This is a genomic window from Pseudomonas sp. VD-NE ins (assembly GCF_031882575.1).
GTDB lineage: Bacteria > Pseudomonadota > Gammaproteobacteria > Pseudomonadales > Pseudomonadaceae > Aquipseudomonas > Aquipseudomonas fluorescens_BZ.
In genome coordinates this window covers 4,018,726-4,038,933 of record NZ_CP134772.1, presented here as the reverse complement: position 1 = coordinate 4,038,933, position 20,208 = coordinate 4,018,726, and the positions used below count along the sequence as shown (strand labels likewise).

The 20,208-nt window shown below is 59.9% G+C and carries 20 protein-coding genes; 7 read left to right on the top strand and 13 right to left on the bottom strand.

The window, feature by feature from the left end; genetic code table 11:
* Position 1: 1 nt before the first annotated feature.
* Positions 2–1,237, bottom strand: a complete 1,236-nt coding sequence (locus RMV17_RS17895) for a 3-methyl-2-oxobutanoate dehydrogenase (2-methylpropanoyl-transferring) subunit alpha (protein ID WP_311881517.1) — start codon at positions 1,235–1,237, stop codon at positions 2–4.
* 185 nt (positions 1,238–1,422) lie between these two features.
* Between RMV17_RS17895 and bkdR the strand changes: the two genes are divergently transcribed.
* Positions 1,423–1,911: a Bkd operon transcriptional regulator BkdR gene (gene bkdR, locus RMV17_RS17890; RefSeq protein WP_311881516.1), complete on the top strand. Its 489-nt coding sequence runs from the start codon at positions 1,423–1,425 to the stop codon at positions 1,909–1,911.
* A gap of 87 nt (positions 1,912–1,998) precedes the next feature.
* Here bkdR and RMV17_RS17885 read toward each other — a convergent pair whose 3' ends face one another.
* Positions 1,999–2,862 carry an MBL fold metallo-hydrolase gene (locus RMV17_RS17885; RefSeq protein ID WP_311881514.1) on the bottom strand — a complete coding sequence of 288 codons (864 nt, stop codon included), beginning with the start codon at positions 2,860–2,862 and terminating at the stop codon, positions 1,999–2,001.
* A gap of 91 nt (positions 2,863–2,953) precedes the next feature.
* On the opposite strand from RMV17_RS17885, the gene RMV17_RS17880 reads away from it, so the two are divergent.
* The 3 genes from RMV17_RS17880 (at position 2,954) to RMV17_RS17870 (ending at position 5,511) form a co-directional block, all read left to right on the top strand.
* Entirely contained in the window at positions 2,954–3,295 is a 342-nt protein-coding gene (locus RMV17_RS17880) for an ArsR/SmtB family transcription factor (RefSeq protein WP_007915092.1), read from the top strand.
* Positions 3,296–3,456: 161 nt separating this feature from the next.
* Positions 3,457–4,701 (top strand): FAD/NAD(P)-binding oxidoreductase, encoded by a 1,245-nt coding sequence (locus tag RMV17_RS17875; protein ID WP_311881512.1) that lies wholly within the window; start codon positions 3,457–3,459, stop codon positions 4,699–4,701.
* Between the two features lie 9 nt (positions 4,702–4,710).
* A complete protein-coding gene (locus tag RMV17_RS17870) occupies positions 4,711–5,511 on the top strand; it encodes a sulfite exporter TauE/SafE family protein (RefSeq protein ID WP_311881510.1) in 801 nt (266 codons plus the stop codon).
* Positions 5,512–5,614: 103 nt separating this feature from the next.
* On the opposite strand, the gene RMV17_RS17865 is transcribed toward RMV17_RS17870, so the two are convergent.
* From RMV17_RS17865 to RMV17_RS17835, 7 genes are all read right to left on the bottom strand, one after another.
* Positions 5,615–6,895 (bottom strand): TRAP transporter large permease, encoded by a 1,281-nt coding sequence (locus RMV17_RS17865; RefSeq protein ID WP_311881508.1) that lies wholly within the window; start codon positions 6,893–6,895, stop codon positions 5,615–5,617.
* Complete coding sequence (locus RMV17_RS17860) at positions 6,895–7,422, bottom strand: TRAP transporter small permease (RefSeq protein WP_034156125.1); 528 nt, start codon at positions 7,420–7,422, stop codon at positions 6,895–6,897. The genes RMV17_RS17865 and RMV17_RS17860 overlap by 1 nt, the downstream gene beginning before the upstream one ends.
* A gap of 76 nt (positions 7,423–7,498) precedes the next feature.
* Positions 7,499–8,470, bottom strand: coding sequence for a TRAP transporter substrate-binding protein (locus RMV17_RS17855; RefSeq protein WP_311881506.1), 972 nt, complete (start codon positions 8,468–8,470; stop codon positions 7,499–7,501).
* A gap of 64 nt (positions 8,471–8,534) precedes the next feature.
* On the bottom strand, positions 8,535–9,428 hold the full coding sequence (locus RMV17_RS17850; protein ID WP_311881504.1) for an SMP-30/gluconolactonase/LRE family protein: 894 nt from the start codon (positions 9,426–9,428) through the stop codon (positions 8,535–8,537).
* Between the two features lie 30 nt (positions 9,429–9,458).
* Entirely contained in the window at positions 9,459–10,283 is an 825-nt protein-coding gene (locus tag RMV17_RS17845; protein WP_311881503.1) for an NAD(P)-dependent oxidoreductase, read from the bottom strand.
* Positions 10,284–10,405: 122 nt separating this feature from the next.
* Positions 10,406–10,570 (bottom strand): hypothetical protein, encoded by a 165-nt coding sequence (locus RMV17_RS17840; protein WP_155294727.1) that lies wholly within the window; start codon positions 10,568–10,570, stop codon positions 10,406–10,408.
* Between the two features lie 117 nt (positions 10,571–10,687).
* Complete coding sequence (locus RMV17_RS17835) at positions 10,688–11,983, bottom strand: OprD family porin (protein WP_311881501.1); 1,296 nt, start codon at positions 11,981–11,983, stop codon at positions 10,688–10,690.
* A gap of 325 nt (positions 11,984–12,308) precedes the next feature.
* Here RMV17_RS17835 and RMV17_RS17830 point away from each other — a divergent pair, with 325 nt between their 5' ends.
* Together RMV17_RS17830 and RMV17_RS17825 are read left to right on the top strand one after the other, a co-directional pair.
* Complete coding sequence (locus tag RMV17_RS17830) at positions 12,309–13,964, top strand: MFS transporter (protein WP_311881499.1); 1,656 nt, start codon at positions 12,309–12,311, stop codon at positions 13,962–13,964.
* The gene (locus tag RMV17_RS17825) at positions 13,961–15,103 is read left to right on the top strand and encodes an HlyD family secretion protein (protein WP_311881498.1); all 1,143 of its coding nucleotides are present in this window, start codon (positions 13,961–13,963) and stop codon (positions 15,101–15,103) included. Before RMV17_RS17830 ends, RMV17_RS17825 begins: the two co-directional genes overlap by 4 nt.
* A gap of 116 nt (positions 15,104–15,219) precedes the next feature.
* Here RMV17_RS17825 and copD read toward each other — a convergent pair whose 3' ends face one another.
* Both copD and copC read right to left on the bottom strand, forming a co-directional pair.
* On the bottom strand, positions 15,220–16,077 hold the full coding sequence (copD, locus tag RMV17_RS17820; RefSeq protein WP_311881496.1) for a copper homeostasis membrane protein CopD: 858 nt from the start codon (positions 16,075–16,077) through the stop codon (positions 15,220–15,222).
* 3 nt (positions 16,078–16,080) lie between these two features.
* On the bottom strand, positions 16,081–16,443 hold the full coding sequence (gene copC / locus RMV17_RS17815) for a copper homeostasis periplasmic binding protein CopC (protein ID WP_034156117.1): 363 nt from the start codon (positions 16,441–16,443) through the stop codon (positions 16,081–16,083).
* A gap of 139 nt (positions 16,444–16,582) precedes the next feature.
* On the opposite strand from copC, the gene RMV17_RS17810 reads away from it, so the two are divergent.
* The gene (locus RMV17_RS17810) at positions 16,583–17,203 is read left to right on the top strand and encodes a TetR/AcrR family transcriptional regulator (protein ID WP_007919317.1); all 621 of its coding nucleotides are present in this window, start codon (positions 16,583–16,585) and stop codon (positions 17,201–17,203) included.
* A 272-nt stretch (positions 17,204–17,475) separates the two neighbouring features.
* Here RMV17_RS17810 and preA read toward each other — a convergent pair whose 3' ends face one another.
* Together preA and RMV17_RS17800 are read right to left on the bottom strand one after the other, a co-directional pair.
* Complete coding sequence (preA, locus tag RMV17_RS17805; RefSeq protein ID WP_311881490.1) at positions 17,476–18,750, bottom strand: NAD-dependent dihydropyrimidine dehydrogenase subunit PreA; 1,275 nt, start codon at positions 18,748–18,750, stop codon at positions 17,476–17,478.
* Complete coding sequence (locus RMV17_RS17800; RefSeq protein ID WP_311881488.1) at positions 18,751–20,118, bottom strand: NAD(P)-dependent oxidoreductase; 1,368 nt, start codon at positions 20,116–20,118, stop codon at positions 18,751–18,753.
* Positions 20,119–20,208: the final 90 nt, after the last annotated feature.

The window sequence follows — 20,208 nt, the reverse complement described above, 5'->3', positions numbered from 1 at the left end:
GTCAGATCCCCAACTGCTGACGCTGGCGCTTCAAGTGCTCCGGCATCTCTTTGTAGACGTCTTCGAACATGGTCGCGGCGCTTGGAATCTGGCCGCCGGCGAGGGTGCCGTACTGTTCGGCCTGTTTCTGCGCGGCAATCACTTCGGCTTCAAGCTCGGCGCTGACGGCGGTGTGTTCTTCCTCCGACCAGTGGCCGACCTTGATCAAGTGCTGTTTGAGACGGGCGATCGGGTCGCCGAGCGGGAAGTGACTCCAGTCATCGGCCGGGCGATATTTCGACGGATCGTCGGAGGTCGAGTGCGGGCCCGCACGGTAGGTGACCCATTCGATCATGGTCGGGCCGAGGTTGCGGCGGGCGCGTTCGGCAGCCCAGGCAGATGCCGCATACACAGCGTAGAAGTCGTTGCCATCCACGCGCAGCGAGGCGATGCCGCAACCGACGCCGCGTCCGGCGAAAGTGGTGGCTTCACCACCGGCGATGGCCTGGAAGGTCGAGATCGCCCACTGGTTATTCACCACGTTGAGGATCACTGGCGCGCGATAAACGTGAGCGAAGGTGAGGGCGGTGTGGAAGTCCGATTCGGCGGTGGCGCCGTCACCGATCCACGCCGAAGCGATTTTGGTATCACCCTTGATCGCCGAGGCCATGCCCCAGCCCACGCCCTGAATGAACTGGGTCGCAAGGTTGCCGGAGATGGTGAAGAAACCGGCGTCCTTGACCGAGTACATGATTGGCAACTGACGGCCCTTGAGCGGATCGCGCTCGTTGGACAGCAGTTGGCAGATCAGGTCGACCAGCGGCACGTCGCGGGCCATCAGGATGCTTTGCTGGCGGTAGGTCGGGAAGCACATGTCGTCGATGTTCAAGGCCAACGCCTGAGCACTGCCGATGGCTTCTTCGCCAAGGCTTTGCATGTAAAACGACATTTTTTTCTGACGCTGGGCGACGACCATGCGGTTGTCGTAGATGCGCGTCTTGAGCATCGCGCGCATGCCTTTTCGCAGGATCTCGACCGGCACGTTTTCAGCCCAAGGGCCGAGGGCATTGCCCTGATCGTCGAGCACGCGAATCAGCCCACGCGCCAGGTCGGCGGTGTCGGCAGGTTCGACGTCGATGGGAGGTTTGCGCACCGTACCGGCATCGGTCAGATGCAGATAGGAAAAATCGGTTTTGCAGCCTGGACGGCCCGAGGGTTCAGGGACGTGCAGACGCAGCGGTTCATACGCTTGGGTCATGGCTTCTACGCTCGATCTTGTGAATTTCTTGTAGTGAGCTGGCAGTCATTCTTCGGTAGAAGAAATCTTGTCCTACAACAATCATAGGCCCGGGCAAGAAGAATATTTATCTCTGTTTCGTTGCGTTGGAGATGATTTGCAGATAGAAATTCTGCATAAACATAAAAAACAGGTGGTTTTGTCTCATGCGCAAACTGGACCGTACCGACATCGGCATTCTCAACAGCCTTCAGGATAATGCGCGCATCACCAACGCCGACCTCGCGCGCTCGGTGAATCTGTCGCCGACGCCGTGCTTCAACCGGGTCAAGGCGATGGAAGAACTAGGGCTGATTCGCGAGCAGGTCACGCTGCTGGATGCCGACCTGCTGGGGCTGCATGTGAACGTGTTCATCCATGTCAGCCTGGAGAAACAGGTGGAGGAGGCGTTGCAGCATTTCGAAGAGGCGATCTCCGATCGCCCTGAGGTGATGGAGTGCTACCTCATGGCCGGAGACCCGGATTACCTGATCCGGGTACTGGTGCCGACGATTCAGTCGCTGGAACGCTTCATGATGGACTTCCTGACCAAAGTGCCGGGGGTGGCGAATATCCGGTCGAGCTTTGCGCTGAAGCAAGTGAGATACAAAACTGCATTGCCGCTGCCGGCGAACGGTTTGACGTTGGGGACGTGAAGATCAAAAGATCGCAGCCTGCGGCAACTCCTACAGGGAAAACGCGTTCCAACTGTAGGAGCTGCCGAAGGCTGCGATCTTTTGCTGTTAAAGCTTGTTGATCGGGATCTTCAGATACACGACGCCATTGTCCTCAGCCGCTGGCAGATTCCCCGCCCGCACATTCACCTGAATCGCCGGCAGCAACAGCGTCGGCATGCCCAGCCCGGCATCACGCTGGGTGCGCATCTCGACAAACGCCGCCTCATCAACCCCGTCATGCACATGAATATTGCTTTTGCGCTGCTCACCGACCGTGGTCTGGCACTGCGCGACGCGCCCCTCGGGCGGATAATCGTGGCAAACGTAGAGTTTCACGCTGGCGGGGAAGGCCAGCAGTTTGTGGATCGAGGCAAACAACTGATGGGCATTGCCGCCGGGAAAGTCGCAACGCGCGGTGCCGACATCCGGCATGAACAGCGTGTCACCCACCAGAATCTGCTCGCCGTCGATCAGATAGGCCATGTCCGCCGGCGTATGCCCGGGCACATGCAGGGCAGTGGCTTTGAGATTGCCGATCCTGAATGACTCGTTCGGCGCAAACAGATGATCGAACTGCGAGCCATCGACGCAGAACTCCGGCTCCAGATTGAACAGTGCCTTGAACACGTTCTGCACTTTGCTGATGGATTCGCCGATGGCGATTTTTCCACCCAGCTCCCGGCGCAGATAGGGCGCGGCAGACAGGTGATCGGCATGGGCGTGGGTTTCCAGCAGCCACTGCACTTGCAGGTTATGCGTGCGAACGAAGGCGATGATTTTGTCGGCCTGGGCGGTGCAGGTACGCCCGGCGGCGCCGTCGTAATCGAGCACCGGATCGACGATTGCACATTGCCCGCCGTCGGCTTCATAGACCACATAGCTGTAAGTCGAGGAGGCGGGGTCGAGGAAAGATTCAATCTGCGCGGGCATGGACACCAACCTGAACAAGGAAAATGGGTTGCAACACTTTATCTAAAAACATAATGTTCGCAGCTTAAGTGACCTTCAAGGCATCGTGCAAATGCAATCCAGTCTGACCGAATGTGAAGTCGCCCAACTGCGCGCCTCGGCCTCCAAGGCCTGCGCGTTGCTCAAGGCCATGGCCAATGAGGATCGCCTGTTGATCCTCTGCCAACTGACCCAGGGCGAACGCAACGTTGGCGAACTGGAAAAGATGACCGGCGTGCGCCAGCCGACGCTGTCGCAGCAACTGGGCATTCTGCGTGATGAAGGGCTGGTCGCGACCCGTCGTGAAGGCAAATACATTTTTTACGGCCTCGCCAGTCCGGAAGTCATTCAGGTGATGAAAACCCTGTCTGGATTGTATTGCGGAGCCGTGCTGAAAAGTCTGGGCCATCAATAAATGCCAGCCAACCCTCTAAACCTGTGGGAGCTGGCTTGCCAGCGATTAGGCCTTGTCAGCCGACATTGATGGCGACTGACACTCCGCCATCGCTGGCAAGCCAGCTCCCACAGGTTTTGTGTATGACTGATACTCCTTGCGTGCAGCAGAAGGAACAAGCAATGAACGATCAACACTGGGGCCCATCCATCAGTGCGGACATCGTGGTCATCGGCGGTGGTACGGCCGGTATCGGTTTTGTCGCCAGTCTGCTCAAGCGTGATCCGCACCTGAACATCACGGTCATCGAGCCGAGCACTCACCATTACTACCAGCCGGCGTGGACGCTGGTCGGCGGTGGCGCTTACGACGTGAAAGACACCGTCAGGCCGATGGCCAAAGTGCTTCCGCGCCAAGCCACTTGGGTTCAAGCCGCCGTCACCGGCATCGATCCCGACAAAAAACAACTCACCCTCAACGACGAGCGCACGGTCAGCTATCAGAACCTGATCGTCTGCCCCGGCCTGCGAATGGCTTGGGAGAAGATCGAAGGCTTGGCGGAAAGCCTCGGTCAGCACGGCGTCACCTCCAACTACAGCTACCAGCACGCGCAATACACCTGGGATCAGGTGCAGAAATTGCGCGGCGGCAAAGCCCTGTTCATTCAACCGGCGATGCCGATCAAATGTGCCGGCGCGCCGCAAAAGGCGCTGTACCTGTCCTGCGATCACTGGCGTAAAAACGGTGCGCTGAACAACATCCATGTTGAATTCAACCTGGCCGGCGCCGCGCTGTTCGGCGTGGCGACATTTGTGCCGCCGTTGATGAAGTACATCGAAAAGTACAACGCGCAATTGGCCTTTAACTCGAATCTGGTCAAGGTCGACGGCCCGGCGAAAACCGCGTGGTTCGAGATCAAGGACGCTGACGGCAACGTCACCCGTGAGGCGAAAAGCTTCGATCTGCTCCACGTCGTGCCGCCGCAGATCTCGCCGGATTTCATCGCCCAAAGCCCTCTGGCCGACGCTGCTGGCTGGTGCGAAGTCAACCCGCACAGCCTGCAGCATCCGCGTTATCCCGAGGTGTTCGCCCTCGGTGATATCTGCGGCACCAGCAACGCAAAAACCGCCGCAGCGGTGCGCAAGCAAGTCGTGGTGGTCGCGGAAAATTTGCTGGCCCTGCGCAAGCAACAACCGCTGCCGCTGAAGTACGACGGCTATGGTTCCTGCCCGCTGACGGTGGAGAAGGGCAAGGTGATCCTTGCCGAGTTTGGATATGCCGGCAAGGTGCTGCCGACTTTTCCACTGGACCCGACCGTGGCGCGGCGTTCGGCGTGGTTTCTCAAGGCAACCTTGCTGCCGTGGTTCTACTGGAACGGCATGCTCAAGGGCCGCGAGTGGCTGACTGGTCTGTCAAAGGTCGACTGAGAAAACCCTATGTTGCTGGCAAGTCTGTTTGGCATGGTGATGGGGTTGGTCCTCGGCTTGACCGGGGCCGGCGGCGGCATTCTTGCGGTGCCGGCGCTGGTGCTCGGGTTGGGCTGGACGATGACTCAGGCAGCGCCGGTCGCATTGTTTGCAGTCGGCAGTGCGGCGGCGGTTGGTGCTATCGACGGTTTGCGTCATGGCTTGGTGCGTTATCGCGCGGCGTTGTTGATTGCCGCGTTGGGTGCGGTGTTTTCGCCGTTGGGCATTTACTTCGCGCACCAGTTGCCGGAGAAAATCCTGATGATCCTGTTCAGTCTGCTGATGGTCATGGTGGCCTGGCGCATGCTGCGCCGTGAGCGTCAGCAGGAGGGGCCGAGCGATCACGGTCACGCCAGTTGGGGCCAGAAGAACTGCATGCTCAATGAACAAACCGGACGCTTTGACTGGACCGCCAAATGCACCGCTACATTGGCGGCGTTGGGCGCAATTACCGGCGTGGTGTCCGGATTGCTCGGTGTCGGTGGCGGCTTTTTGATTGTGCCGGCGTTCAAGCAACTGACCGATGTGCAGATGCGCGGGATTGTCGCTACGTCGTTGATGGTGATCAGCCTGATTTCGGTGATCGGGGTGATCGGCTCCTTTCACGCCGGTGTGCGGATTGACGGGCAGGGCGCGGCGTTTATCGTCGCCAGCATTGTCGGCATGATCATCGGCCGCAAGCTCTGTGCACAGGTGCCGGCGCGGGCGTTGCAGGTGGGGTTTGCCAGTGTCTGTCTGGTGGTGGCGGCCTACATGCTATTTCGCGCCTGAGCGTGGGTAAGATCAAAAGATCGCAGCCTCGTTTTACTCGACAGCTCCTACATGGGAATGCGACTTCTGTAGGAGCTGCCGAAGGCTGCGATCTTTCAGGTTGTTACAACACCAAGTGCGGCAACCACAGCGAAAGTGCGGGCACGTAAGTCACCAGCATCAACACCAGGAACAGCACGGCATAGAACGGCAGCAACGCTTTAACAGTGCTTTCAATACTCACTTTGCCCACCGCTGACCCGACAAACAGCACCGCACCCACCGGCGGCGTTATCAATCCGATCCCGAGGTTGACCAGCATGATCATGCCGAACTGCACCGGATCGACGCCGATGCCGAGAATCACCGGCATCAGGATCGGCGTCAGGATCAGGATCAGCGGCGCCATGTCCATCACCGTGCCGAGCAACAGCAGCATGACGTTGATGCACATCAGGATCACGTAGCGGTTGTCCGAGAGGGTCAGGAACATCGTGGTGATCTTCGCCGGAATCTGCATCAGGGTCATGATGTAGCCGAAGCTCGCCGCGAAACCGATCAGGATCATCACGATCGAAATTGTCCGCACCGTGCGGTGCATCAGTTTCGGCAGTTCGCTCCACTTGTAGTCGCGGTAGATGAACATGGTGACGAAGAACGACCACAGCACGGCGATGGCCGCCGATTCGGTCGCGGTGAAGATACCGGACAGGATGCCGCCGAGGATGATCACCATCGCCATCATGCCCCAGAGGGCTTCGCCGACGATTTTCAACGCCTGGCGCATCGGGATCACTTCACCCTTGGGGTAGTTGCGTTTTTTCGCGAAGATCAGGCACAGCACCATCAGGCAGGCGCTCATCATCAGTCCGGGGACGATGCCGGCCATGAACAGCGAGGCAATCGAAACCGTACCACCGGCGGCCAGGGAGTAGAGCACCGAGTTATGGCTTGGCGGGGTCAGCAGGGCTTGCACCGAACCGCTGACGGTCACGGCGGTGGAGAAATCCCGTGGATAGCCCTTGCGTTCCATTTCCGGGATCAGCACCGAACCCACCGACGCGGTGTCCGCCACCGACGACCCGGAGATCGCGCCGAAAAAGGTCGAGGCGACAATGTTGACCAGTGACAGGCCTCCGCGGACAAAACCCACCAGCACCCCGGCACACGCCACCAATCGACGGGACATGCCGCCCTCGGCCATGATCGCACCGGCCAGTACGAAGAACGGAATGGCCAGCAGCGAGAATTTGTTCACCCCCGAGGCGACCTGAATCATCACGGCCTGGAACGGGATGTCGATCCACCATGCACCGATCAGCGCGGCGGCGCCGAGCGCGTAGGCGACGGGCATGCCGATCAGGATCAATACGATAAAACTGCCCAGCAGTATCAGAGCGTCCATTAAGCGGCACCTTCACTTTCTTCAACCAGGTCGAACTGCACGACTCGACGTTTGCTCTGGTCACCGAGCAAGAGTTTTTCCAGAACAAAAATCAGCGTCAGAAAGCCGCCCAGCGGAATCGGCAGATAGGTCACGCCCACGCGCAGATCGGGCAGGGCCGCCATGAACTGGTTCCAGGTGGACATGCACAGTTTGGCGCCCCAGATCGTCATGAAGATGCAGATCGCCGCCATCAGCAGCTGGGAAAAAATCGCCGCCGCGGTTCTCAGTTGCGGCGGCATGCGGTCGGTGAGCATGGCCACGGCCATGTGCGCACCGGCGCGGTAACTGGCGGCAGCGCCGATGAAGGTAAACACCATCATCAGCAGGATCGCCGTGGGCTCGGGCCAGCTCGAACCGGTGCCCAGCACGTAGCGGGCGAACACGCCCCAGGGAATCATCAGGGAAATCGCCAGGACGGAAAGGCCGGCGACCCAGATGCACGTCATGTAGATCTTGTCGTTGATACGCAGCAGTAGATTCTTCATCGGGTTCCACCGTAACCGGGTGCGCCGCAGTCATCGGGCGCACCGGGCCTTGTTCATGGGGACGGAGCGGGAGGCGTTACTGAACGGCTTCGATCTTTTTGATCAGATCGGCATACGGCGCGCCGTATTTCTCACGAACCGAGGCGGTGGCGTCGTAGAAGGGTTTTTTGTCGACCTCGATGAACTCGACGCCGGCGGCCTTGAGTTTTTCTTCACTGGCAGCGGACTTCTTGTCCCACAGCACGCGCTCTTCGGCCTGGGCAGCCTTGGCGGCTGTCTTGACCAGCGCCTGTTGATCCGGCGTCAGTTTTTCCCAGGTGATTTTCGACATCACGATCGGCTCTGGCAGGATCAGGTGACCCGTGAGGCTGTAGTACTTCGCATTCTGGAAGTGGTTGTGTTCAAGCAGGGTTGGCGGGTTGTTTTCCGCGCCGTCGATCACGCCGGTCTGCAAGGCGCTGAAGATCTCGCCGGTGTCCATGGCGATGCCGTTACCGCCCATGGCGTTCATCATGTCGATGAACATCGGGTTGCCTTGCACGCGGATTTTCATGCCCTTGAGGTCTTCGAGCTTGCGCACCGGTTTCTTGGTGTAGATGTTGCGCGTGCCGCCGTCCATCCAGGCCAGGGCCACCAGGCCGAATTCGGAGTTGGTGATTTTGCCGAGGATTTCGTCGCCTACCGGGCCGTCGATGACGTTACGCATGTGTTGCTGGTCGCGGAAGATGAACGGCATGTTGAACACGTTCACGTCCGGGACCACGGGGCCGACGATACCCAGGCTGACACGAGACAGCTGTACGGCGCCGACTTGCATCTGCTCGATGACTTCCTTTTCGGAGCCGAGCACACCGCCAGGGAAGTATTGGAAGGTCAGCTCGCCGTTGGTTTCCTTGGTCAGGGTCTTGCCCATGTTTTCTTCGGCCACCACGGTTGGGTAACCGGCGGGGTGAATGTCCGCGAATTTGAGTTGCAGGGCCTGAGCGGCGCCAGTGAAGGTAAACATCAGCGGGAGTGCAGCGGCCAGCAAGGTGCGTTTGAAGTACATGGGGGTGAGTCTCCAGTCTTGTTATTGTTGTGTTCAAGGCGCAGCGGTGCAGCAGAAGCGGTTGTTACGGCAAAGCGTCGAACAGCGGCTCCGGCAGGCCTTTGACGTTGGGGGTCAGGGCGAACACGCCGCCGGCCAGGGACTGCGGATCGTGGTCGTCGCCGGGACGAATCGAGGTGACGAACAAGGTGTCCATCCGGGTTCCACCGAAGGCGCACATGGTCGGTTTTTTCACTGGTACGGCCAGCGAGAAGTCGAGTCGGCCGTCCGGCGCGAAACGGTGAATGAGGCCGGCGTCGTTGGCGCAGATCCAGTAGAAACCTTCGGCGTCCACGGCAGCGCCATCGGGCCGGCCGGGGAAGTGGTTCATGTCGACGAAGACGCGGCGGTTCGATGGTGTGCCGGTATCGGTGTCGTAATCGAACGCCCAGATCAATTGCACGTCGGGGTGCGAATCGGACAGGTACATGGTTTTGCCGTCGGGGCTGAAGCCGAGACCGTTGGGCACGATGAAACCGTCGAGTTGCGCTTCGATCACGCCAGACTGCCCGGCGCCGTAGCGGTAGAGCCGGCCTTCGGGCGCATTCAGGCCCATGTTCAACACCATGCTGCCGGCCCAGAAGCGGCCCTGGCGATCACAACGACCATCGTTCAGGCGCATGTCTTCGCGGCCGTGCTCGACGCTGGCAAGTCGCTCGCTGTCGAGGCTGCCGTCGCTGTGCGGGTGCAGATGAAAGAAACCGCTCTCCATGCCGGCGACCCAGCCGCCACGGCTGTGGCGGGCGATGCAGGCGAGCATCTCCGGGGTTTTCCAGGCGTGCACATGGCCGGTCTCGGCGCTCCAGCGTTGCAGGCCGCCGTTGGGAATGTCGACCCAGTACAGCGCGTTTTCCTCTGCTACCCAGACCGGGCTTTCGCCCACGGCGTTGCGGGCGTCGACGATCAATTCGGCTTGCATACTCATTCCTTTGCGTCGTTGTCAGAGTGATCAGTCGCCGAACGGACCTGCGGCGACAAACGCGCCGCCCTGATAGATCCGCGCCGGGTCATCGGCCGCCGGCATTGGCTGCGCCTCGACTTTTTCGCGGAACACTTCGGAGCTGTCCTTCGCCGCGAACCCGAGGTGGCTGGCGAAGCGGTTGTCCCACCAGACGTCCTTGTTGGCGGACATGCCGTAGACCACGGTGTGGCCGACGTTCGGTGTGTACAGCGCGCGTTCGAGCAATTGGGTGAGGTCGTCGAAGCTCAGCCAGGTGTGCATCATTCGACGGTTTTGCGGTTCGGGGAACGAGGAGCCGATGCGGATACTGACGGTCTCGATGCCGTAGCGATCGAAGTAGAAACTGGCCATGTCTTCGCCGTAGGACTTGGACAATCCGTAGTAGCCATCGGGGCGGCGCGCGGAGCTGGCGTCGAGTTGTTCGTCCTGTTTATAGAAGCCGATGACGTGGTTGGAACTGGCGAAGATCACCCGTTTCACACCATGCCGGCGCGCCGCTTCGTAGATGTGAAAAACACCGCTGATGTTGGCGCCGAGGATTTCTTCGAAGGGCCGCTCGACGGAGACACCGCCAAAATGCAGGATCGCGTCGACGCCTTCGACCAGTTGATGCACAGCTTGTTTGTCGGCCAGATCGCAAGGGACGACTTCTTCGCGATCATCGACAGCCGGGGCGAGGGCAGCGATGTCTGACAGGCGCAGGACATTGGCATAAGGGCGCATCCGTTCGCGCAGGACTTTGCCCAGGCCACCGGCGGCGCCGGTCAGCAGCAGACGGTTGAACGGGGCGCGGGGAGTGGAGGTAGATGTCATGGCAATCCCTTACACGTTGTTATTAGGTTTGTTGTAGGTTGTCGTATGACTGCGCTGAAGTATCGGTAGGGTTTCCGGAACTTGTCAACGCGACTTTTGGTGTAGATGACGGAAGGGCTCATTCACTTTTCAATCACCATGAACTCCTTCGTTGCAATGCAATCTGCTTGTGGGAGCGAGCCTGCTCGCGAAAGCGGTGTATCAATCAACATCAATGCTGAATCTGCCGCCGCCATCGCTGGCAAGCCAGCTCCCACAGGTATCAGCGTTGTTTTCAATTCCCGCATTCACCACAAAATCCTGTGGGAGCTGGCTTGCCAGCGATGAGGCCGGTCCAGGCAACTCTTGCATCGACTGACACGCCGCCTTCGCGAGCAAGCTCGCTCCCACAGGGAAAGTGAGCATTACAACAACGAAATCGGATAACTGATAAAGATCCGGTTCTCGTCAAACTCGTTGGTGCTGAAGTCTCGGCGTATCGTCGCATTGCGCCATTTCACGTTGAGGTTTTTCAACGGGCCGCTTTGCACCGTGTAGGCCAGTTCCGACTCGCGGCCCCATTCCTTGCCGTCAGTGGTCGTCCCGGTGTGCACGTTGTCGCCGCTGATGTAGCGGTTCATCAGGGTCAGGCCGGGGATGCCGAGGGCGACGAAGTTGTAGTCGTGGCGCAGCTGCCAGGAGCGCTCCTTGGCGTTGTCATAACTGGCGTTGTAGCTGTCGTTGGCGAGGGTGCCGCCGCTGGTGCCGTTGACCCGCATCCAGGCGTCGTCGCCGCTGAGTTTTTGCAGGCCGACATAGAACGTGTTGCCGCCGTATTTGGCCGAAAGCAGGGCGAACGCAGTTTTGTTGTCGAGGTCACCAGCCTGGGCGCTGCCGTCTTCCTTGCCGGTGAAGAAACCGAGGTTGGCGCCCAGCGTCCAGTCGCCCAACGGCTGGCTGTGGCTGAGGTTGAAATACTGCTGCTGGTAGATGTCGCTGAGTTCGGCGTACCACACGCCGACCAGGGTGCGCTTGTCGTTGAAGGTGTATTCACCGCCGCCAAAGTTGAAGCGATCGGAAGTGAACGCGCCACGGCCGTTCATTGACATGTCTTCCATGCTCGCGTCGTTGCGCGGGCTGTTGCCGCGGAACTGGCCGCCGTAGACGGTCAGGCCGTTGATCTCGGTAGAGGTGATCTGACCGCCGCGAAAGGTCTGCGGCAGCGAGCGGCCATCGTCGGAGCGCAGGATCGGCAGCACCGGCATCCATTCGCCGACCTTCAATTCGGTCTTCGACACCTTGGCCTTCAGCGCCACACCGAGGCGGCCGAAGTTGTCGGCCGGGCGCCCGTCATCGTGGACCGGCAACAGTTGCGTACCGCCCGTGCCTTTGCCGCCATCGAGTTTCTGCGAATACATCCCCAGCACATCAAGGCCGAAACCGACGGTGCCTTGGGTGAAGCCAGACTTGGCATCGAGGATGAAGTTTTGCGTCCACTCTTCAGCCTTGCCCTGCGGGTAGGCGGGGTTGACGAAGTTGCGGTTGAAGTAGGCGTTGCGCAGGTTCAGCGTGGCTTTGCTGTCTTCGAGAAAGCCTTCGGCATCGGCGCTCATCGGCATGGCAAGGGCGAGGCTGCTGCAGCCGATCAGACTTAAAGCGGTACGCGGGCGGGTGACGGAAAGACGGGAAGGGCGGACGGAACTGCGGACGAGTGTGCTCACTGTGACGCTCCCTGTTTCGTTTGTTGTTTTTATTATTTGTTATACGTCGTCGTACAACATGGGTGCGGATATTTCCTAGGTTTTACGGGAATGTCAACAGCAAGTTGTGCGATGACTTGCTGGAACCTGAATGTTCAATTCGTCACCAAACCCTGTGGGAGCTGGCTTGCCAGCGATCGCGGAGTGTCATTCAGCAAGGATGTTGGATATGCCGGCGTCATCGCTGGCAAGCCAGCTCCCACAAGGTTTGGTGGATGACAGGGGATGAGTGTGTTGCCAGCGAATTTGCGGCAAACTTTACTCACCTTCCGTACAAGGCCCTGCAATGGATCAATACGCCCCGCGCAACTGGCAGCCGCACGAAAAGCCCAGTCTGCCCGGTTCCCCCTCGACGCCGTTGCACTCCACCCCCAAGCGCCTGGCCTATGCGCTGGTCGGCGTGCTGGTGGCGGTGACCGGTGGTCTGGGCAACTCGCTGGTGGTGGCCAACCTGCCTTATCTGCAAGGCGCACTCGGTGCGACCACGGCGGAAATGGCCTGGCTGCCGGCAGCGTATGTGATGACCAACGTGTCGATGAACCTGCTGCTGGTGAAGTTTCGCCAGCAGTTCGGTTTGCGTGCATTCACCGAGGTGTTTCTGGTGCTGTATGCGCTGGTGACCTTCGGCCATCTGTTCGTCAATGACCTCAATTCGGCGGTGGCGGTGCGCGCGGCCCACGGCATGGTCGGCGCGGCACTGAGCTCGCTGGGCCTGTATTACATGGTCCAGGCGTTCCCGGCGAAGTGGCGTCTGAGGGCGTTGGTGCTCGGCCTCGGCACCTCGCAACTCGCGCTGCCGCTGGCGCGATTATTTTCCGAAGACTTGCTGCAGATCGCCGAATGGCGCGGCTTGTACCTGTTCGAACTGGGCATGGCACTGCTCTCGCTAGGCTGCGTATTGCTGCTCAAATTGCCGCCAGGCGACCGCTTCAAAACCTTCGAAAAACTCGACTTCCTCACCTTCGCCATTCTCGCCACTGGCGTGGCGCTGCTGTGTGCGGTGTTGTCGCTGGGGCGGATTGACTGGTGGCTGGAGGCCGACTGGATCGGCTATGCGCTGGCCGCCTCGATTGCCTTGATCCTCGCCGGCCTGGCCATCGAACATAACCGCAGCAACCCGCTGCTGATGACCCGCTGGCTGGGCAGCGGGACGATGATCCGCCTGGCGCTGGCGGTGACCCTGATCCGCATGGTCACCTCGGAGCAGTCCACCGGTGCGGTGGGTTTCATGCAGAACCTGAACATGGGCTATGAGCAGTTGCATAGCCTCTACGTGGTCATGCTGATCGGCAGCGTCGCGGGCTTGGTGACCAGCGCGCTGACGATCGACCCCAAACACCTGCTGATGCCATTGATCATCTCGCTGGGTCTGATGGCCACCGGGTCGGTGATGGACAGTTTTTCCAACAACCTGACCCGCCCCGAAAACCTCTACTTCAGTCAGTTTCTGCTGGCGTTCGGCAGCACGTTTTTCCTTGGCCCGACCATGGTTTTCGGTACTCGCAACGTGTTGACCAATCCACGCAATCTGGTGAGCTTTTCCGTGTTGTTCGGGATCTGCAATAACCTCGGCGGCTTACTCGGTGCGGCGCTTCTGGGCACCTTCCAGATCGTTCGGGAAAAATTTCATTCCAGTCACATCGTTGAGCACCTGACGCTGTCTGACCCGTTGGTGGCTGCACGCGTGCAGAGCGGCGGCTCGGCGTATGGCTCGTTGCTGGCCGACCCGAGTCTGCGCAACCTGGCGGGGATTCGCAGCCTGGCCAACGCCGCCACCCGTGAGGCCAACGTGCTGGCCTACAACGATGTGTTCATGCTGATCGCCGTGATTGCGGTGCTGACCATGATCTGGCTGTCCATTCGTGCGCTGTGGCTGATGAGCACCACCAAAGCCGTCGCCCCAGCGCCATCCACACCTTCGAGCGGTGCCCCTTCTTCATGACCGAACCGACCACCACAACCACCAATGCCATTGCCGCCACGCCCGAGGGTGAGGCGCCGCCGTCATCGCCGAACACCGAGCCACGCTCGCTGCGGGTGCGGCTTATTTCCTCGCTGGGCTTTGCCGCGATCGCCATCATCGGTGTGTTGATCGTGCTGTATGCCTGGCAATTACCGCCGTTCAGCAGTGCGGTCGAGACCACCGAAAATGCGCTGATTCGTGGGCAAGTGACGATCATCGGCCCGCAACTCGCCGGTTATGTTTATGAAGTGCCGGTGCAGGATTTCCAGTACGTGAAGGCCGGCGATTTGCTGGTGCGCCTGGATGACCGCATCTATCAGCAACGCCTCGATCAATCGTTGGCGCAACTGGCGGTGCAGAAAGCTGCATTGGCCAATGTGGTGCAGCAACGCAACAGCGCCGAGGCGACGATCAAATTGCGTCAGGCGGTGCAGGCCGACAGCGAAGCGCAGTTGCGCAAGAGTGAAGCGGATCTGCGCCGTAATCAGGAATTGGTGCGCGACGGTTCGGTGTCCAAGCGCGAGATGGACGTCGCACTGGCGGCGAATGCGCAAAGTGTTGCGGGGGTGGCGCAGGCCAAGGCCAATCTGGAAATCGCCCGTCAGGATCTGCAAACAGTGATCGTCAATCGTGGCTCGCTGGAGGCAGCCGTGGCCAGCGCCGAAGCGGCAGTGCAACTGGCGCGGATCGACCTGTCGAACACCCGCATCGTTGCGCCGCGTGACGGCCAACTCGGGCAGATTGGCGTGCGCCTCGGCGCCTACGTCAATTCCGGTGCGCAGTTGATGGCGTTGGTGCCGAACCAGAAATGGGTGATCGCCAACATGAAGGAAACCCAGATGGATAACGTGCGTGTCGGGCAACCGGTGCGCTTCACTGTCGATGCATTGAACCACCGCAAATTCACCGGGCATGTGCAGCATATTTCCCCGGGCACAGGTTCGGAATTTGCCTTGTTGCAGGCGGATAACGCCACCGGCAACTTTGTCAAAATTGCTCAGCGGGTGCCGGTGCGGATCACCATTGATGCGGATCAGCAAGAAGAGGAACGGTTGCGGCCGGGGATGTCGGTGGTGGTCAGCATCGACACCGCCGCCGGCGATACACAACCTCATTGATCAACACATAACCCTGTGGGAGCTGGCTTGCCAGCGATGACGTCGGCATATCCGAAATATCTGTTCCTGACACACCGCCATCGCTGGCAAGCCAGCTCCCACAGGGGGACCGTGTTTCAGGTTGTGATCATCGGCGGTAGGGTGCCGAGCAGAGATACGGCGGCTACGGCACCAATGCCGAGCAGCCATTCGAGCATCACACTGCGCCTGATTGCGCCCATCCGCTGTTCGCAATCATCAACCCGCAAACGATTGAACAGCGCCAGCCCAAGCATCCCCAGCACGATCAGCGCCTTGATCAACAGAATCAACGCAAACCCGCTGAACAACGGTGTCGGCCACCACTGGCCGGTCAGCACGCGCACGTTGATCAATCCCGTCAGCAGCAACCCCGCGACCAGCGCATAACCGACGCCGCTGAAGCGCCGCAAAACCTCGCGCATCGACTCACTCGGCTGACGCAGAATCAGCACCAGCAACAACAACCCGCCAAGCCACGCGGCCACGCAGGTCAGATGCACGATCTGGTTGAGGATCAGTAGTTGCCCACTCAAACCATCGAGCATGGCGCCGTGCCCGACCGGAGCGAGAGTCGCCAGCAGCAAGGCACTCAAGCTCAGTCGCAACGGCATGCTTGAACGCCAAGGTGTGAACAACAGCGCCAACAGCACAGCATTGATCAGCAGATGCCAGCGCCATACCTGACCAAAAAACGTATTGCCCAGCACCAGCGCAACCGTGTCCGGATCAAACGCCGCCGTAGCCGAGTCGGCCATGCTCGCAGTAATCAAAAGTGCCCAGGCAATCCCGCTGACCAGCGCCACTGCAGTCAGCCAATGCGCCAGTCGCGCCAGGTGTCGATCCACTTGTGGCGCTTCATCCTTGAGCAGCAACGGCCTGAACAGCCAGGCCCCGAACAGCATCAACACCACGATGAAATGCACAAAACGGCACAGCACCAGCGCTTCACTCATGGGTTACTGGCCAACCTTGAACTGATAGGCGCCTTCGCTTTTGTGCGTGTCGACCGACACTGCGTGCCATTCGACTTTGTACTCGCCGGCCGTCAGCGGAGCAGCCGGGGTGACGATCAGGGTTTTCTTGTCCCCTTCGGTGGTCAGCGGCTTCACCGCGACCGCTGCGCCATCCTTGGTCACGGTAACTTTGGTGAAACTGGCCTCGACACCTTCGGAAAAGGTCAGGCGCAAATCGGCCGGCGCGGCGACGGTGCTGTCGGCCGCCGGGGTCTGGCTTTTCAGGTGGGCGTGGGCGAATACAGAAGATGCGGCGAACAGCGAAGCGAGCAGGGCAGTGGTGGTCAGGACGTTCTTGAACAGCATCGCAAATACCTCTGAGGCAGGATCAAAGAACCGTCAGTTTAGCCATCCGCTCGCGCCAGTACGAAGTTTTGTTTGCAGCGGTCGCCCGCGGACCAGAGCGGATGCTAGTCTTGGGCAACGCTGTTGTCAGGGAGCCCTCATGGGCAATCACAAGATCGAGATTCGCCGCAACAACGTCGAGAAAATTCTCCTCGCGGCGGAAAAAGTCTTCGCCGAAAAAGGCTTCGGCGGTACCGCCATGGCCGACATCGCGGCCGAGGTGCAACTGCCGCGCTCCAACCTGCATTACTACTTTTCAACCAAGAGCGAGCTGTACAGCGCGGTGCTGTTCGACCTGCTGGAAGTATGGAAGCAGGACGCGCTGTGCTTCGAGATGTTCGACGACCCGCGCGTGGTGTTGAGCAGCTACATCCGCGCCAAGATGAACCACTCGCGCAGCCGGCCGTACGGCTCGAAAGTCTGGGCCAACGAAATCATCCACGGCGCGCCAACCTTGGGCGAGGCGCTGGATGTCAGCCTGTATGACTGGGCGAAGATGAAGGAAGCGAAGATTCGGCAGTGGGTCGAGGACAAGCGGATTTTGCCGGTGGAACCGTCGAGTCTGCTGTACATGATCTGGGCGTCGACGCAGCACTATGCTGACTTTGATCATCAGGTGAATATTCTGAATGAACATCAGCCGTTGTCGGATATGCAGTTTGAGCGGGCGGTGCAGACGGTGACGAGTGTGATATTGCGGGGGATCGGGTTGGAGCCTTGAAGAGCAAGATCAAAGGCTGACCCTCATCGGAACGCCGCCCGCCCAGCCCTCTCCCGGGGGGAGAGGGGGCCGACCGAGGTGTCTCTCGGGTTACATCGACCTGAAAGATCCAGTCGATTATGGATTTAAAACCTTCCGAGTTTGTGCCCTGTATCGATTATGGATTCAAAGCAAATCGTTCACTTCGGTGGATTTCTGAGGCATCCCCCAATCAGTCCCCTCTCCCTTTGGGAGAGGGTTAGGGTGAGGGGGCTGTTGGATCAGTCGGCGATCTAGACCGCAACGTGATACGGATTCCTCGGATCATGATTCCAGTCCAGAAACGGTTTCCCCGTCTCCATCGGCACCATCTCGATGCAATCCGCCACCGGACAAGTGATCTGGCACAAGTTACAACCCACACACTCCTCATCAATCACTTCATATTTATGCGTGCCGTCCGCCTGCTTCAGACTGCCGATCGCCTGGTGTGAAGTGTCCTCACAAGCAATGTGGCAACGCCCGCAACCAATGCACGCGTCCTGATCAATCTTCGCGATCACCTGATAGTTGATATCGAGGTACTTCCAGTCCGTGGTATTGCCCACCGCACGCCCGGAAAACTCGCTGATGCTGGCGTAGCCCTGACTGTCCATCCACCGCGACAACCCATCCTTCATCTCTTCGACAATGCGGAAGCCATGCAACATCGCCGCCGTGCATACCTGCACCGCGCCGCTGCCCAGCGCCATGAATTCCGCGGCATCACGCCAACTGCCAATGCCGCCAATGCCACAAATCGGTAAGCCCTGGGTCAGCGGGTCGCGGGCAATTTCGGCAACCATGTTCAGCGCAATCGGCTTCACCGCCGAGCCGCAATAACCGCCGTGGGTGCTTTTGCTGCCGACGGTGGGCAGGGCGACCATGTGTTCCAGATCGACGCTGGTGATCGAGTTGATCGTATTGATCAGCGACACCGCATCGGCACCGCCGCGATGCGCTGCGCGAGCAGCGACACGGATGTCAGTGATGTTCGGTGTCAGTTTGACGATCACCGGCAGCGAGCAATAGGTCTTGCACCAGCGCGTGACTTGCTCGACGTACTCCGGCACCTGACCGACCGCCGCGCCCATGCCACGCTCGGGCATGCCGTGGGGGCAGCCGAAGTTGAGCTCGATACCGTCGGCGCCGGTGGCTTCGACCAGCGGCAGGATGTGTTTCCACGACTCCTCGACGCACGGCACCATCAGCGAAACGATCAGCGCGCGGTCCGGCCAATCCTTCTTCACCTGAGTGATTTCGCGCAGGTTGATCTCCAGCGAACGGTCGGTGATCAACTCGATATTGTTAATGCCCAGCACTTCACGGTTATTGCCGTAGTGCGCCGAATAACGCGACGAAACGTTGACCGCCGCCGGATCCTCACCGAGGGTTTTCCAGACCACGCCACCCCAGCCGGCTTCAAAGGCACGGACCACGTTGTAAGCCTTGTCAGTCGGTGGCGCGGAGGCCAGCCAGAACGGATTTGGCGCTTTGATGCCAGCGAAGACAATCGACAGATCGGCCATTTACGCAGCCTCCACGTTAAGCATCAGTTGAGCATTGATCGCCTCGGCGGCGCGTTTGCCGTGCTGCACGGCTTGCACGGTGAGGTCCTGATCGAGGCTGGTGCAGTCGCCGCCGGCATACACGCCGGGGATGCTGGTGCGCAGGTTTTCATCGACCTGAATGCGTTCGCCCTGACGCTTCAGTTCACGGGCCAGCGGGTCGGCGAGGGCGCTGCCATCGAAGGCCTGGCCGATGGCTTTGAAGATCGCATCGGCGGCCAGTTCGAAGGTCTCGCCGGTGGTTTGCAGGCGACCGTCAACCAGATCGGTGCGGGCGAAACGCATGCCGCGCACCTGGCCCTGAGCGTCGAGCAGCACCTCTTCCGGTTGCGCCCAGGTCAGCAGGCGTACTTGATTGGCTTTGGCGATGTCTTGTTCGTGACCGGTGGCGCCCATGTCGGCGGCGCCACGGCGATACACCAGATTCACATCGCGGGCACCGAGGCGGGCCATTTGCACGGCCATGTCGATCGCGGTGTTGCCGGCGCCAAGGACGATGCAGCGCTCGGCCAACGGTAGTTCGGTCAGGTCTTCGGCCTGACGTAATTCGCGGATGTAATCGGTGGCAGCGAGCAGACCGGGTGCATCTTCGTGAGGTAAACCGAGTTGCTTGCTGGCATTGAGGCCGAGACCGAGGAATACCGCGTCGAACTGTTGATGCAATTCGCTGAGCGTCAGGTTGTCGCCGAGCTTCTGTCCATGACGGATTTCAATGCCACCGATTTGCAGAAGGAAATCCAGTTCCTTTTGCGCGTAGTCGTCGACCAGTTTGTACTTGGCGATCCCGTATTCATTGAGGCCGCCAGCCTTCTCCCGTGCTTCGAAAATCACCACGTCGTGACCGTGCATGGCGCTGCGATGCGCGCAGGACAAACCGGCAGGGCCGGCGCCGACCACGGCAATGCGTTTGCCGGTGGCGGCGGCGCGCTGGAACGGGTGTTCGCTGAAGTGTGCGTTGTCGACGGCGTAGCGTTGCAGCAGGCCGATCAGCACCGGTGCGCATTCCTGAGCGTTGTTGCGCACGCAGGCTTGCTGGCAAAGGATTTCTGTCGGACAGACGCGGGCGCAACTGCCACCGAGGATGTTCGCCGAAAGGATTTTCTGCGCCGCACCCGGAACGTTGTCCTGATGGATATTACGGATGAACGACGGGATGTCGATCTCACTCGGGCACGCATTCACGCACGGCGCGTCGTAGCAATACAGGCAGCGCGAGGCTTCCAGATGCGCCTGCCGGTCGTTGAGCGGCGGCGCCAGATCGGTGAAATGCCCGGCGAGGGCGGCCGCGCTTTCGTGCGGGTGGGGGAGATGGTTCAGGGTCTCGATCACGGTTTATGGCCTCACGGTTATTTGAGGTGCTGCCTCTGATGGGCATTGGTTTTTGTGTTGCCTGGACTGGCCTCTTCGCGAGCAGGCTCG

What these genes read in the sequence shown, in the direction of transcription:
- RMV17_RS17895 (WP_311881517.1), bottom strand. Translation starts at nt 1,237, where the DNA reads ATGACCCAAGCGTATGAACCGCTGCGTCTGCACGTCCCTGAACCCTCG.
- bkdR (WP_311881516.1), top strand. Translation starts at nt 1,423, where the DNA reads ATGCGCAAACTGGACCGTACCGACATCGGCATTCTCAACAGCCTTCAG.
- RMV17_RS17885 (WP_311881514.1), bottom strand. Translation starts at nt 2,862, where the DNA reads ATGCCCGCGCAGATTGAATCTTTCCTCGACCCCGCCTCCTCGACTTAC.
- RMV17_RS17880 (WP_007915092.1), top strand. Translation starts at nt 2,954, where the DNA reads ATGCAATCCAGTCTGACCGAATGTGAAGTCGCCCAACTGCGCGCCTCG.
- RMV17_RS17875 (WP_311881512.1), top strand. Translation starts at nt 3,457, where the DNA reads ATGAACGATCAACACTGGGGCCCATCCATCAGTGCGGACATCGTGGTC.
- RMV17_RS17870 (WP_311881510.1), top strand. Translation starts at nt 4,711, where the DNA reads ATGTTGCTGGCAAGTCTGTTTGGCATGGTGATGGGGTTGGTCCTCGGC.
- RMV17_RS17865 (WP_311881508.1), bottom strand. Translation starts at nt 6,895, where the DNA reads ATGGACGCTCTGATACTGCTGGGCAGTTTTATCGTATTGATCCTGATC.
- RMV17_RS17860 (WP_034156125.1), bottom strand. Translation starts at nt 7,422, where the DNA reads ATGAAGAATCTACTGCTGCGTATCAACGACAAGATCTACATGACGTGC.
- RMV17_RS17855 (WP_311881506.1), bottom strand. Translation starts at nt 8,470, where the DNA reads ATGTACTTCAAACGCACCTTGCTGGCCGCTGCACTCCCGCTGATGTTT.
- RMV17_RS17850 (WP_311881504.1), bottom strand. Translation starts at nt 9,428, where the DNA reads ATGCAAGCCGAATTGATCGTCGACGCCCGCAACGCCGTGGGCGAAAGC.
- RMV17_RS17845 (WP_311881503.1), bottom strand. Translation starts at nt 10,283, where the DNA reads ATGACATCTACCTCCACTCCCCGCGCCCCGTTCAACCGTCTGCTGCTG.
- RMV17_RS17840 (WP_155294727.1), bottom strand. Translation starts at nt 10,570, where the DNA reads ATGCGGGAATTGAAAACAACGCTGATACCTGTGGGAGCTGGCTTGCCA.
- RMV17_RS17830 (WP_311881499.1), top strand. Translation starts at nt 12,309, where the DNA reads ATGGATCAATACGCCCCGCGCAACTGGCAGCCGCACGAAAAGCCCAGT.
- RMV17_RS17825 (WP_311881498.1), top strand. Translation starts at nt 13,961, where the DNA reads ATGACCGAACCGACCACCACAACCACCAATGCCATTGCCGCCACGCCC.
- copD (WP_311881496.1), bottom strand. Translation starts at nt 16,077, where the DNA reads ATGAGTGAAGCGCTGGTGCTGTGCCGTTTTGTGCATTTCATCGTGGTG.
- copC (WP_034156117.1), bottom strand. Translation starts at nt 16,443, where the DNA reads ATGCTGTTCAAGAACGTCCTGACCACCACTGCCCTGCTCGCTTCGCTG.
- RMV17_RS17810 (WP_007919317.1), top strand. Translation starts at nt 16,583, where the DNA reads ATGGGCAATCACAAGATCGAGATTCGCCGCAACAACGTCGAGAAAATT.
- preA (WP_311881490.1), bottom strand. Translation starts at nt 18,750, where the DNA reads ATGGCCGATCTGTCGATTGTCTTCGCTGGCATCAAAGCGCCAAATCCG.